The sequence below is a fragment of the Dysgonomonas sp. BGC7 genome (genome assembly GCF_001261735.1).
In the GTDB taxonomy this organism is placed as follows: Bacteria; Bacteroidota; Bacteroidia; order Bacteroidales; family Dysgonomonadaceae; genus Dysgonomonas.
The window spans coordinates 107,622-123,148 of the sequence record NZ_CVRP01000008.1 but is presented as its reverse complement, the minus strand read 5'-3'; the positions used below and the strand labels follow the sequence as shown (position 1 = coordinate 123,148).

General features: G+C 39.7%; 7 protein-coding genes. All 7 read left to right on the top strand.

Annotated features, from left to right (window positions below):
• Position 1: 1 nt before the first annotated feature.
• The 7 genes from BGC7_RS08535 (at position 2) to BGC7_RS08505 (ending at position 15,521) form a co-directional block, all read left to right on the top strand.
• On the top strand, positions 2-781 hold the full coding sequence (locus BGC7_RS08535) for a 6-phosphogluconolactonase (protein WP_050701165.1): 780 nt from the start codon (positions 2-4) through the stop codon (positions 779-781).
• Between the two features lie 14 nt (positions 782-795).
• Positions 796-3,723, top strand: coding sequence for a TonB-dependent receptor (locus BGC7_RS08530; protein WP_050701164.1), 2,928 nt, complete (start codon positions 796-798; stop codon positions 3,721-3,723).
• 78 nt (positions 3,724-3,801) lie between these two features.
• A complete protein-coding gene (locus BGC7_RS08525; RefSeq protein WP_050701163.1) occupies positions 3,802-6,663 on the top strand; it encodes a glycoside hydrolase family 88 protein in 2,862 nt (953 codons plus the stop codon).
• A 6-nt stretch (positions 6,664-6,669) separates the two neighbouring features.
• On the top strand, positions 6,670-8,115 hold the full coding sequence (locus tag BGC7_RS08520; RefSeq protein ID WP_050701162.1) for an MFS transporter: 1,446 nt from the start codon (positions 6,670-6,672) through the stop codon (positions 8,113-8,115).
• 15 nt (positions 8,116-8,130) lie between these two features.
• On the top strand, positions 8,131-10,005 hold the full coding sequence (locus BGC7_RS08515) for a hypothetical protein (RefSeq protein WP_050701161.1): 1,875 nt from the start codon (positions 8,131-8,133) through the stop codon (positions 10,003-10,005).
• Between the two features lie 14 nt (positions 10,006-10,019).
• The gene (locus BGC7_RS08510; protein WP_087880060.1) at positions 10,020-12,164 is read left to right on the top strand and encodes a glycoside hydrolase family 97 protein; all 2,145 of its coding nucleotides are present in this window, start codon (positions 10,020-10,022) and stop codon (positions 12,162-12,164) included.
• Positions 12,165-12,176: 12 nt separating this feature from the next.
• Entirely contained in the window at positions 12,177-15,521 is a 3,345-nt protein-coding gene (locus tag BGC7_RS08505; protein WP_050701160.1) for a glycoside hydrolase family 88 protein, read from the top strand.
• The last annotated feature ends 6 nt before the right edge of the window (positions 15,522-15,527 follow it).

The window sequence follows — 15,527 nt, the reverse complement described above, 5'->3', positions numbered from 1 at the left end:
AATGACTGACTTAATTAAAGAATTTAAAGTAGATACCTTGCAGGTTTTTGTTTACAAGAGCCGATTGGCAATGGGCGCAGCCGCTTATGAGTTTTATAAGCAAAAAGTACAACACATGATGTTGGATAGAAAAGAAAATATTAGAGCAATATATGCTGCAGCTCACTCTCAAAGCGATTTCTTTCAGGCTTTAGCCAATGATAAAGATATCGACTTTAGTCGCATCGACGCTTTCCATATGGACGAGTATATGGGTTTAGGCGATGATGCTCCTCAGAACTTTGGCAATTTCTTGAAAAACATCATTTTTTCGAAACAAAATTTCGGTATAGTAAATTATGTCAATCCGAGTGCTAAAAATATTGATGCAGAAAGCGAGCGTTATGAAAAACTTTTAAAAGAAGCTCCTCTAGATATCGTCAGCCTTGGAATTGGAGAAAACGGACATATAGCATTTAATGACCCACACGAAGCTCGCTTCGATGATCCTCGTTGGGTAAGAGAAACTTCCTTAGATCTCATCTGTCGTCAACAACAAGTAAATGACCATGAGTTCTCACACATAGACGAAGTTCCTCAAACAGCCCTGACGTTAACCATTCCGGCTTTGATGTCGTGTAAAACAGTAATAGGAATTGTTCCTGATGCACGCAAAGCCAAAGCTGTATATGAGAGTCTCAATGGACTTGTGTCGGAAGCATGTCCGGCATCGGTACTTCGAACACATAGTGATGCCACCTTGTTTATAGACAAGGATGCAGCAAGTTTATTGCAAATTTAATATCTTAAAATCTCATGGGAAAAACATGTAAATTAGCAGCAGTTTTTTTTATCACAATGTTGATTTCCGGATCAATATTGGCACAGGACAAAGGGAACCTTCGAGGAACAATAAGAGATAATACCGGAAGTACGCTTCCGGGTGCTTCGGTTTCTATGAAAGGTAGTACGCTAGGAGCAGCATCTAATATGGATGGTGAATATGTATTGCAGGGTGTTCCTTCCGGAGAAATAAATATAGAAGTAAACTATTTAGGATACAAAACTATTTCTCAGGTTATAAAAATTGAAGCAGGAAAGACTGTCATTAAAGACTTCGTTATGGATGATAACTCAGTGGAGTTGGGTAGCGTCGTTGTATCGGCTGTAGTAGGAGGACAACAACGGGCACTGAATCAGCAAAAAGTATCTGATAATATGATGCAAGTCATATCAGCCGACCAGATGGGTAAATTCCCCGATCCGAATGTCTCTGATGCCCTAAAGCGACTAAGCGGTGTTACCACCGACGGTAAAGAAGTTCAGCTACGTGGAACCCCGGCTAGTTTTACCAACATTAATATAAATGGAGAGCAAATAATGAGTAGTCAGGAAGGCGGAAAAAGAAACGAATCTCTTGATGTTATCCCATCCGATCTGTTAGCCTCTATGGAGGTTCAAAAGACATTACTCCCTTCTAACGATGGAGATGCTATTGCCGGAGTCATTAATATGCGTACAGGTACAGCACGCTCGCTTTCACCTAAATTTTCATTCGACTTAGGTAGCGGATATACTGATATACGTGGAAAAATAAACAATAGTGCTAAGGCAGGTTATGCACAACGTTTCTTTCCTTCAGATCGAAACCCAAATGGGGTATTAGGCATCACAGCAAATTACAGTTCATTAATAAACAATTATGGATATGACCGTATCGAAGCTGAAGCTTGGGAAAATTACAAAGTAACGGATAAAGCGACAGGCGAAGTAATATCTGAGTCTGAATATATCCCTACCGACTTCCGCTATCGTCATCAAACAAGCAAAACGGTTCGTAATGGTTTAACTTTTGTGGCCGATGTAGCACCAACAGTGAATACGAAATTTACCTTTAGCTTTATCTACAACAACAGGAAAGATACCGGAGAAAGATATAGAAACAGAACACGTTTCAGGGATAACGGAAGTGGTTATTACCTAATGGAAGACGGATCTTACGGCTCGGAACGAATGCGCAATATAACTCAGGTTTCGGCTCACAACGAAAAAATAAACAATATTAATATTGGTCTGGATGGAGAATCTACTATAGGTAGTTGGAAAATTGACGGAGGATTATTTTATACAAAATCTAAACGAGATTATCAGAATGAGATGATGGGATTCCAAACTCCAGAATGGAGAGCTGGGAAAAAAGTAAATGGAGTTACCATTCCAAAAGGAACTGTAGTTGGAGTGATGCCATCTATTAGTTCTAAATACCTTAGCTCATCATATATATTCGAGCCAACCGGCAATATGGGAACAGAATTACCTAATGACATTTCCAGATACAATCTTTATATAATAGAAAATGAACATAATATTACAGAAGGTGACAACTTTACAGCAAGGGCTAACGTTTCCAAAAATTATTTTATAAATGATTACGCCTCTACTTTTTCTTTTGGAGCCAAAGGTAAGTTTATGAACAACAGAGGAGAGGTACCTCAAGGAACGTACACTTATGATTTCTTAGGTAGCGAAAGCACTGCAAACAGTTTGTCATCTTTACTATACAAAGAGCAACTGGATACTAAGTTTATGAACAACAATCTTAGTTTTGGTGCAGCTCCTAGCTACGATAAGGTTAAAGACTATGTAAAAAATAATCCCGACGATGTTAAAATAAACGAATATTTTACAAACATGAAAATTGACGGTTCATATTACGAAACGCAAGAAAATGTTTATGCCGGATATTTAATGAATAAAACCCAGATCAACAATGTAATGTTATTAGCAGGTCTTCGTGTTGAACACACTCGTGTAAATTACAAAGCGAATAAGATAGAACCTTATGTAGATCCAAGCGCTCCTATACAAGGTGATGATGCTACTTTATTCAATGCTTACAAAAGTACACCTGTTGATGAGGCCTTAAACTATACAAAATTCTTGCCTAATCTTCAGATGAAAGCAGATATGTCAGACAACACTGTTCTTCGTTTATCTTGGACAACAGGATACTCACGCCCCAATATTCTCGATCTTGTACCAAGGCAAGGCGTGGCTCAGGACTTACAGAGAGTAACACTAGGGAACCCCGAACTGAAACCTGCTTATTCTAACAATTATGACATTCTTATCGAGCGTTATTTATCAAATGTAGGAATTCTTTCTTTTGGTGCATTTCACAAGAATATTGCTAAGTTTCAGTATGTAAACGAAGGCATCTTAGATGACCCTACCAGTGGTTACAATGGATGGCAGGTAATACAGACCAAGAATGGAGAATCAGCAAAAGTATTCGGTGCTGAAGTAACATTAAACTCTAGTCTTACATTCCTACCTTCATTCCTGAAAAATTTGGTATTTACAAGTAACTATACTTATGTGTTTTCTCAGGCTACAGCTGACGAAAACCGAGGGGTTACCCGTTTACCCGGTCAGGCAGAAAATACAGCTAACTTTGCTCTAGCCTATTCTACCAAGCTCTTTACATTACAAGCCTCGATGAACTATATGGGTTCTTTTATCAATGCTCTCGGTTCTAACTCGGAACGTGATATTTGGCAAAATGATCGTTGGCAGCTAGACCTTAATGGCTCGGTGAATATTTATAAAGGTTTGACTCTTTGGGCCGAAGTAGTAAATGTTCTCAATAGTGAAAGTTACTCTTATTTTGGCAATAAAAGCCGTATATACAATCTTCAATACAATGGCATAACTGCCCGTGGAGGATTTAGCTTCAAGTTCTAAGAAAATAGCTGTAAACTACAGAGAAGCCTTAATTTGCTTCTCTGTAGTTTATATGATTTTATTAATAAATATTAGTCAATGAAAGTAAATACAGTAATATTACTCCTTATCTTTAATCTTATTTTCTTTGCTCAATCGGTATGTGGAAAAACAACGATACCTGATATAAAAAACTTACCGCATCCTCGTATTTTATTACCCGAAAAAGGGAAATATCAGTTGGTGCAAAACATTTCAAACGATTCGGTTTGGAGTGTTATGCAACAAAATACATTAAAGGCATGCGATCAGCTTTTGACAACAGCACCTCTTGAACGCAAAATAGAAGGAATACGTATGCTCAGTACATCGAGAGAGGCCTTATACCGTATTTTCATGCTTTCATATGCCTTTCGTACAACAGAAAATAACAAGTATGCAGAACGTGCAAAAGCGGAGCTATTAGCTGTTTGCCAATATCAAGACTGGAATCCAAGCCATTTTCTCGATGTAGCAGAAATGACTATGGCCGTCTCTATTGGCTACGACTGGTTATATAATACATTAGACAAAGAATCCCAAAAACTGATAAAAGACGCTATATTAGAAAAAGGATTGAACCCTTCGCTGGACAGCAAATATAACACATTTTTAGAACGTGATAATAACTGGAATCAGGTATGTAATACAGCTATGGCATACGGTGCTGTGGCTATAATGGAAGATCAGCCAAGACTGGCAAAAGAGCTCATAGAACGTTCTGTCAAGAGCATCCGACAACCAATGAAGCGTTATGGACCAGATGGCGCCTATCCTGAAGGTTATGGATACTGGCACTATGGAACAACCTATAACGTAATGCTACTAGCTTTATTAGAACAGATATATGGAACGGACTTCGGTTTGTCCGATATTCCGGGTTTTACAAAAAGTGCATATTACATTATGCACATGATTAGTCCAACTCTTCAACCTTTCAATTTTGGAGATTCAGACTCGGGCATCCGCCTCAATACATCTATGTTTTGGTTCGCAAAAAAAATGAACGACCCTGCTCTTATAAACTACGAAGTGAACTATCTGCTCAATCTAAAGAAATACAATTACGAGCAATATAGCCGTATGCTACCTTCTATTTTTATATTCGGCCATAATTTCAAACTGAGCGAAACCAACACAGACAGATTACCTTTGACCTTTGTTGCCAAAAATGAAACACCTGTATCATTGATGCGTACCAAATGGGGGGCGAAAAATGCTATCTATGTAGGTATAAAAGGAGGACTACCCTCCGACAACACACACAATCACTTAGACCAAGGCTCATTCGTCATAGAGGTTTTAGGCGTACGCTGGGCTATTGATTTAGGGCCACAAGATTATGCCTCACTCGAAAAACATGGGATTTCTCTATGGGACAAAACTCAAAACAGCCAATGCTGGACTATATTCAGATACAATAACTTTGCTCATAATGTATTCTCTATAAATGATAAGCTGTTTGATGTAAACGGACGAGCCGAAATAAAATCGTACAAAAACACCCCTAAACTAAAAGAAACAGCCCTCGATCTCTCCCCCCTATACGATGGGCAATTAGCTTACGCTTCACGCAACATAGCAATAGTAAACGAGGAATATATAGAGATAAAAGACTTGGTGAGAACTAATGCCGAACCTGCCAACCTAACTTGGCGTATGCTCACCAAAGCAAAAGTAGTACCTACTGGTGGTGGATTCTTTCTGATACAGGACGGTAAATCGGTATTTTTATCTATTCCGGCAGAATCCGAACCATTCGTGACACCGGCAACCCCGACCAACGATTTTGATGCGCCCAACCCGGGAGTAAGTATTATCGGATATAAAACAAAAATTGCACCTAAAGAAACTAAAACTCTTACAGTACGCCTGTTTCCTCAAACTATAGAGAAAACAATGGAAATATGTGATCGTGTAGCCGGTTGGCAAATTAAGAATCAGATTTCAGTAAAACACCATGCCCTAGACTGGACAAACGGAGCATGGTATAAAGGCCTATCCGAATGGGCTAAAGAAACTAATAACGAAACGTATTTCGACTTCCTGAAAGCACAAGGCGAACGTCATGGCTACAATGTATATTACAGACCATATCATGCCGACGATATTTGTGTATCGCAAATGTATCTCGACCTGTATAAAAGGTATGGTGATAAAGATTTTATAACTCACACTATAGAACGGCTTGACTATGTAGTCAAAAACCCTTCGTCAGCACCTCTTTTGAAAACACATCCAAAAGGACGTGACGAACGCTGGTCCTGGTGCGATGCCTTATTCATGGCTCCTCCGGTGTATGCAGAATTATATACCATGACTGGTAATAAAAAATATGCAGAATTCATGGACAAAGAATTTAAAGAATGTACAGATTCTCTATACGACAAAGGTGCAAAATTATATTTCAGAGATTGTTCCAAGATCAACTTGCGTGAGCCTAACGGAGAAAAGCAATTCTGGGCACGGGGCAACGGATGGGTACTGGCCGGCATTCCTTTAATCTTAGATAATCTGCCAAAAGACTATCATAACAGACAATACTATATCAATCTGTTCAAAGACTTGGCTGAAGGAGTTCTGAAAACACAGGATGAACGAGGCTCATGGCATGCCAGTCTACTCGACAGCGATTCTTATCCTCTACCTGAGAATAGTGCTTCGGCATTCTTCTGTTATGGCATGGCATGGGGTATCAGAAATGGTCTGTTAGATAGTAAAAAATACATGGATCCGATGTTAAGAGCATGGGCTACGCTCTGTAACTATGTACACGAGGATGGTAAAATGGGTTATATACAACCCGTTGGGCATGAACCAAGACCTGCTGACGAAAATACAACAGATGTGTATGGTGTAGGAGCTTTTCTGTTGGCCGGATCAGAAATATTGAAACTGGAAAAGAGTAACCAAAATAAATAAAGCACGATGAATAAAACACTCAACAATGTAACAATAAGCAAAAAGACCAATTACCGATGGGTAATATGTTCAATGCTATTTTTTGCTACAACAATAAACTATCTCGACCGTCAGGTACTTTCCCTTACATGGAAAGACTTTATAGCTCCTGAGTTTCATTGGACAAATACCCACTATGGAACAATAACGGCTCTGTTCTCTATATTCTATGCAATCAGTATGTTGTTTGCAGGAAAATTCATCGACAAAATGGGTACAAAGAAAGGCTATCTATGGGCTATTGGGATTTGGTCTGTAGGAGCCTGCCTTCATGCTTTTTGTGGCATTCTCACATCGGGAATCACAACTGGACAATGGCTAGTTGGCTTCGCCGGAGCCAGAGAAGCTATCGAGATGTTTGGAGATACAACGGTAATTGTAAGTGTGAGTGTTACCTTATTCATCATTGCCCGCATGATATTGGCTTTGGGAGAGGCCGGAAACTATCCGGCAGCAATAAAAACAACAGCAGAATATTTTCCCAAAAAAGACAGAGCTTTGGCTACAAGCCTTTTCGATTGCGGATCGGTAGTTGGGGCTTTAGCTGCTCCGGTAACCATTCCTGCAATAGCAGAACATTGGGGATGGGAAATGGCTTTCTTACTGATAGGCGCACTTGGGTTCATCTGGATGGGAGTATGGATGGTTGTTTACAAAAAGCCACATCTAAATTCGAGAGTCAATTCGATCGAACTTTCATACATCAATCAAGACGGACAAGATACAAAGAAAGAAGAAGAAAAGGTTTCGTACCTTCAGTGTCTGAAATACAAACAAACATGGGCTTTTGCTTTGGGTAAATTTCTAACAGACGGGGTTTGGTTCTTCTTCCTGTTCTGGACACCTGCTTATCTGAGTGCTGTGTACGACATTAAGTCATCCGACCCAAAAGGACAGTTGGCCATATTCATGCTCTATCTCATTTCACTTATTTCTATTGTAGGCGGATGGTTACCATCCTATTTTGTAGACAAAAAGAAAATGAATCCTTACGACGGCCGCATGAAAACAATGTTGATTTTTGCATCCTTTTTGTTGGTTGCCCTTCTGGCTCAGCCATTAGGACATTATTCATACTGGCTGCCTATTATATTCATAGGTATCTCAATGGCAGGGCATCAGGCATGGTCGGCAAATATATTTACTACAGTAAGTGATATGTTTCCAAAGAAAGCAATAGGAACTATTATTGGAATTGGAGGAATGGCCGGGGGGATCGGAGCCTTTATTATTAATAAATCCTCAGGAGTATTGTTCGACTATGCGGATCAGACTCAGATGACTTTCATGGGATTTAAAGGCGAAGAGGCCGGATACTTTATCATATTTTCGATTTGTGCTTTTTCTCATTTAATAGGTTGGGCTGTAATGAAATCTTTAGTTCCTAAATACAAACCTATTACAGATTTATAATTAAATTTAATTGAGATGACTGATTCGAAACCGATTTTGCTTATTCTATTTTTCTCTCTCTTTTCATTGGCATTATTCCCTCAGGAAGTAAAGACAGACACCTTGAGCGTACATGCAATGCGCATGCTCTCGGAGTTGAATGCCTCTGTGATAAAATATGCGAATCAGGATAAAAAATCGCCGGATCATGGAGGTATATATTGCCCCCATTGCAAACTATATCATACCAGAGCCGCCGAGGCTCTTTACCCTTTTGCCTTTGAGTATAGCAAAACAGGAAATAAAAAATATATGAAAGCTGCCATAGATGTCGGAAATTGGTTAATAAGGCAGCAGCAAAGTAATGGATCTTGGCTGGAGACTCCCGAAGAGTGGACAGGAACAACAACCGATCAGGTATTGATGATGGTGTTGGCATACCCTCTACTGAAACCGCATTTATCGACAAAAGAACAAACTTCCTGGCTGCAATCTATCGAAAAAGCGGGAGACTATCTTGCGAAGGTTATGTCTCCACAATTTGCCAGTATCAATTATTGTGCAACCACTACAGCCTCTCTTATGTTTGTAAACGAATTAATAGATAAACAATCGTACAGAGATAAGGCTCGGGAGTTGGCATATCAGGTTGTAGGAAAAATGGATCAGGATTATTTTCTGACAGGAGAAGGAGGACGTGTATTCGGAGCAAAATACGGAATAGATTTAGGTTACAACCTCGAGATGTCTTTGTGGGGACTGGCCTTATATGCCAAACTAGCTAAAGACGAGACGGTGACAAGTATAGTAGAAAAGTCGCTGGCTAAACACATCTATTTTATTTACCCCGATGGGTCTATGGATGCTTCGTGGGGAATCCGTTCCAATAAATGGACTTGTTTTGGCAGTAGTACATCCGACGGATGTCAGGTGCTTTTCAGCCTGTTTATGGATAAGAACGACGCATATCGTACAGCTGCCATTCGAAATATACAATTCTTACAGACTTGTATGAAAGATGGTATTGTAGGTTTTGGTCCTTTATATTACGAGATGTATAACTATTTACCTTGTATATACCCAACCTTTACCAAGGCTAAGAGTATGGCAATGTCCATAGCTTTTGCAAAAGCAGATGTAGGGAAAACGGAACTTCTACCTCTCGACAAAAGAGGTATGTACTACTTCCCTACCCTCAATCTAACTCTGGCTAGGACTGCACAATGGTGTACAACCATATCGGGATATACTTATAAAGATCCGGCAGGCGACCGCACTAAATATATGCACCGACCGGGAGGAGGGACAATAACTAATCTATGGCTAAATGGGCATGGCTATTTTCAAGCTTCGTCGCAAACAATATATAAAAGGTGGGAACCGATGAGCTTTCCCGAAATACCAGATCCTCTACCCCTCACTCCGAGGATTGAATTTAATAGTGATTTGGGTAACTTCACGAATTTGTACGAATTCGATGCAATAATAACTAATAAAGAAGAGAATGGAGCATATATAGTGTCCAGCTTCGGAGAGCTAAAAAACAGTAAACAGCAAGAAGGCGGCATTGCTTTCCGATTAAGCCATTCGATAAACGATAATAGTATCAGCAAAGAGATAGAACTCATCTATCACGATGCCAGACAGCCTGTGCGCATAATCGAACCTATAATTTATTATCCGAATATGAAGTTTGAACAAGTAGATCAAAGAACACTGCGAATAAAGACAAGTGATAAAACAATAGAACTAAAAATAATATCTGACAATGTAACTCTCGAAGTAGGAACGGACATAGACAAATATAAATGGAGTTATCCTGCCCTGAAAGCTTATCCTGCAATACTAAATGTAGATTGCGACAAAAACGACTTACGGAAAACAATCAGATTTACATATCAAATAATATAATTTACATTTTTCTTATGCGTACTATTATTCTTACTCTCTGCATATGTTTTGTGCGTTTGTCGGTTAGTGCCCAAACACTGAATTCTCCCGATGGGAATTTGAATTTGGTATTTAACATCGACCAGCAAGGCATACCAACCTATAAACTAAACTATAAAGGAAAAGAAGTAATAAAACCCAGTAAACTAGGCTTCGAAATTATACTAAGTAAGTTAGGTGTTATCGATCTGACAAAAGGCTTTACAATTGTGAATACGACTTATTCTTCCGAAGATACTATTTGGGAACCTGTTTGGGGCGAACAGAAAGAAATTCGGAACAACTATAAAGAAATACTCATAGAGCTGGCAAATGATGGTCGTTTAATGAATATTCGTTTTCGATTGTTCAATGATGGATTAGGCTTTCGTTACGAATTTAATAAACAGGAGAAACTCTACGATTTTATAGTTAAAGAGGAAATAACAGAATTTAATCTAGCCGGAGATCACAAAGCTTTCTGGATTCCGGGCGACTATGAGACAAACGAATATGTGTACATGACTACCAAAGTCTCGGAAATTGCAACAAACAGAGAAAAAGCCATAAAGCGCATAAAGACTCAGTGGCCAATAGAAAATACTGCTGTGCAAACTCCTTTTATGATGAAATCGGACGATGGTCTGTATATCAATATTCACGAAGCAGCATTGGTAGACTATCCGGCTATGCACCTCAATGTAGATGTGGACAATCTGAAACTTAGTTCTCATCTTGTACCCGATACTTGGGGTGGTAGAGGAGATGTATCTACTCCCGGTAAAACTCCTTGGCGCACAATTATAGTCAGCGATGATGCCCGTAATATATTAGCATCAAAACTGATACTAAATTTGAATGATCCTTGTACTTTCAAAGATGTATCGTGGATAAAGCCGACAAAATACATTGGTGTATGGTGGGAAATGTTTGTTGGAAAAGGAACATGGAACTATACAGACGACTCGCATATAAAACTCGGCAAAACTGATTTTACAAAAGCAAAACCTAACGGAACACATTCTGCTAACACAGAGAATGTAAAACGCTATATTGACTTTGCTTCGAAACATGGGTTCGATCAGGTATTGGTCGAAGGCTGGAATATAGGCTGGGAGAACTGGGGCGGAAAAGTACGTGCAAACTTTTTTGATTTTGTAACTCCTTACCCCGACTTTGATGTGAAAGAACTGCAACACTATGCAGCAAACAAAGGTGTAAAAATTATGATGCACCACGAAACAGGTGCATCTGTAGCAAACTACGAGCGGAAACTATACGATGCCTTTCAGTTTATGACAGACAACGGATACAACGCTGTAAAAACAGGTTATGTAGGCTGGATAAAACCAAAAGGAGAACATCACGACGGACAATGGATGGTAAATCATTATATACATGTAGCCAATACTGCCGCCAAATATAAGATAATGGTAAATTCACATGAAGCAGTACGCCCTACCGGCCTGCACCGAACTTATCCTAATTGGCTGGCACAAGAATCGGCTCGTGGAACAGAATTTGAGGCAATGGTAGGCATGCCGCCGGAGCACACTACAATACTTCCCTTCACTCGTCTGATGGGAGGTCCTATGGACTACACTCCGGGGATTTTGCAAACAATATTCAGCTATTACAACCCTAAGAAAACGAAGCAGGCCGGTACTACTTTGGTAAAACAATTGGCGTATTATGTAACCATTTACAGTCCTTTGCAAATGGCAGCCGACCTGCCGGAAACATACGACCGCTTTGCTGATGCTTTCCAGTTTATAAAAGACGTTGCAGTAGATTGGGACGACACCTATATTCTGGAAGCTGAGCCGGGAGACTATATTACAATTGCACGTAAAGCAAAAAATAAAAATGAGTGGTTTATAGGAGCTATTACTGACGAAAACGCACGTACAGCAAATATAAAGTTCGGCTATCTGCCAGCAGAAAAACAATACATCGCAACTATCTATGAAGATTCTAAGACAGCTCATTGGCAAACTAATCCAATGTCTTACAATATTCGTAAAGTAGTTATTACTAACAAATCTGAATTGAAACAATACCTAGCCCCAGGAGGAGGTGTGGCTATCAGCTTAAAAGCAGCCTCGAATAAATCTGAGACAAAGGGTTTGAAAAAACTTTAACACCTTAAACCTATGAGTAAGTTACAGCTTGGCCTCATCGCAGCAATGGCTATGGTAAGCATTTGGGCTTCAGGAAAGACCATCGTAGTTAATGATAAGATGTCGACAAAGGCAATCAATAATAGACTAGCCTCACTTCAGGGTGGAGACACACTTCTGTTGAAAAAAGGATATTATCATGTAAACTTACTCCTTTCCAATAAAACAGGAATACATGACAAACCGATTGTAATACGGGGCGAAGATCGGAAAAACACTACAATAGACGGTGGGGCAACTGTACCCGACAGTAATCTGAAAAATTATGGGATATATATCGAAAATAGTTCGTGGGTTACAATAGACAACCTGTCGTTCAAAAATTGCTGGGTAGATGTTGTACGAGCCTACAATTCGAGTTATATATCGCTCACTAATTCAACAATAGAAGGCGGACGACGTGCTCTTTTTGCCGAAGGACGAAAAAGTCATCATTTCCTTGTAGAAGGTTGTTATTGGGAACAGGGAGAACACGTTTGGACAAAAGAAGACAAATACTCGTGGAGCGAGCTACATCACGGAGAGTTTAAACACTACAATGGCAGCATATTTCAGGCAAAGATGATTAGCGGCTCTTTTGTTATCAGAGATAATTACATAAAGAATGTATATAACGGAATACGCCTGTCGATAATGGGAGATGCCGAAAACGACACTCTGGCTTGTACAAACGGAGAGATTTATCGTAATGTGATCGAGAATTCAGCAGACAATGCCTTCGAGCCCGAGGTATATTGCAAAAACCTCCACTTCTATCACAATAAGATGATAAACAGTCATGCTTTTATTTCGGTAACCGAAGTAGGCGGTGGCCCTATCTATTTTTATGGAAATACCGGAGTAAAACTTCCCGACTGCAACGACGGATGGACTATATTTAAAACAGCAGGCCGAGAGCGCAGACTGACTGCCCCGTTCTACATTTTCAATAATAGCTGGCAGGTAGATAGCGATGTACTCGGAAGTGTCAATACCTCATACTGGCACAACGATAATATCCATCACTTCAACAATGCCTATCACCTTTCGCACAACGAAACAGTCGGTATATATCACCTTGGAAAAAATAACTTATTCGAAAATGATTGTGCCAATATTCCCTTTCCTGACAAAGTGATAGAAACAGGCAGATATCCGAGCATTGTTGCAGACCCGATGTTCGTAGATGGCAAGTACGGAAATTTTCTCTTGGAAGAAGGCTCGCCTTGCAAAGATGCCGGAATCGTACTCGATAATTTTCCTATCTACTATACAGGCGACAAACTAGATATAGGTGCATACGATGATGGAAAATTGGTCGAAGGGCCTGTTTTTCGATATGTAGAACCGGGTGAGGAGATGCCCGAGCAAGAAATGCCGCGTATTGTAAAACATAAGATAGAAAATAATACACTAAAACTTTGGTTTTCATATCCTCTTAGTGAGCAAACTATCAGACCGGAATATTTCGCCCTGAATGGAATCACTTTTCAGCACTTTTCGTTGCACGACGACAATTACTTACTGGTTCTGACTGCAAAAGAGAACCTACCTCAGAATAATATTTACCTGTCTGTTTCCGACAAACCAGAAAGCACCAAAGGCGAACGGATAACCACATGGGCATCATCTATCGCAACCCAACCGATGACAAAAGCCGAAGAAGTATTACAACTTACCAAAAAGGCTGCGGATAACCTTATTCTCAATACCCTTTTCGATTTTGAACCAAAGGTTATCACATTCAATGCAAATGTTTCTCGTTTACAGATAGACAAAGCAATACTTGACAGCGCCAACAAAATAGCTTACGGTGCTATGAGTATAAACAGCCAAGAAGGTAAAGAGGTGACATTCGGTTTTTCCTTTCGAGGCGATATAAAACTTTATTTGAACGGAAAGCTCATCTTCACCGGAGAATCAAAAAAAGAGCAATTTGAAGAATATACATACAACCGCTTCAGGTTCGACAACGAGTTAAAAATTAATCTGAACAAAGGAGAGAACTGTCTTCTCGTAAAAGTCTCAGGCAAAAATAAAGGGCTTGACTTCACATGCTGTGCATTGAAATCCAATAGGGAGTTTGACAAAGCAGTAGAAATAAAAAATAATATAGCAGATTCGCATATAAACAACTGGTTGATAACCGAGTCTCTTGAAACGGGCTTTACGAATGTAATAGATTCTATATTTGAACCTGAGAGAACAATGCGAGAATATTATACATATAACGGTCAGATTGTCTCGTGGCACATGCAACAGCCAACAATTCAGCAAGCACTGAAGGTCTCTCCTTTTACAAAAAACAAAAAAGGATTTAACGCTGATTGGCATTATGCAAACTCGAATACTATTCTGGGAATACAGAATCTCTATAAAGCTTCGAACGATTACAATTATCAGGCATTTGTCTACAAGTACAATAAACATATATTCGACAACTACCAATTCTTCAAAAAACAATACTTATCTGATCGGGTATTAAGAGGAACATACTTCCGTCTTTTCCGTGCTACAATGCTCGATGATACCAGCGGGGCAGCCTTACCTCTGGCCGAAACTGCCTCTATAGCTTTTACACAACCGCTGCACAAAGAGATACTCGAACAAACACTCGATTATGTTCTGAATAAACAATCGCGCCTAGCCGATGGTACACTGTGCCGTCCCGAACCAATAGAACAGACAGTGTGGGCTGATGATATGTTTATGTCTGTTCCGTTCTTGTTGCGGATGGCTAAATTGAACAATGATAAGATGTTGTACGATGAGGCAGCTCTTCAGGTGTTACAAATGAACAAGCACCTTACAGATCGCAACACTAATCTTTGCCGTCATGGATGGTTCGACAAGAAAGGAGAATTATCACCTGTGGCATGGTCGAGGGCAAACGGATGGATAGTGTGGGCTATGTCCGAAACACTAATGGAAATACCTGTAACCCACAAAGATTATAAAAAGATAAAAGACATATTCACCAAGCGACTGGTTACTTTACTCAAATACCAATCAGACAACGGCCTATGGCATCAGATAGCCGACGATTCCGATTCGTATCTCGAAACATCCGGTAGCGCCATGTTCGGTTTAGCTCTGGCAAGGGCAATTAACAATAAATGGATTTCGTATCAATATGCTCCTCAATTGATAAAAGCTTGGAATGCCGTAGCAGCACAGATAGACGAAAAAGGCGTGGTACATGGCATCTGTCAAGGTACAGATATGGGCATGAATGCTGATTATTATAAAAGCCAGAAAACTCTGGACAGCGATCCTCGAGGAATGGGTGCCATACTCACATTCGGCACTGAAATGTACTATTTCTTCAACAAAAAATAAATAAAG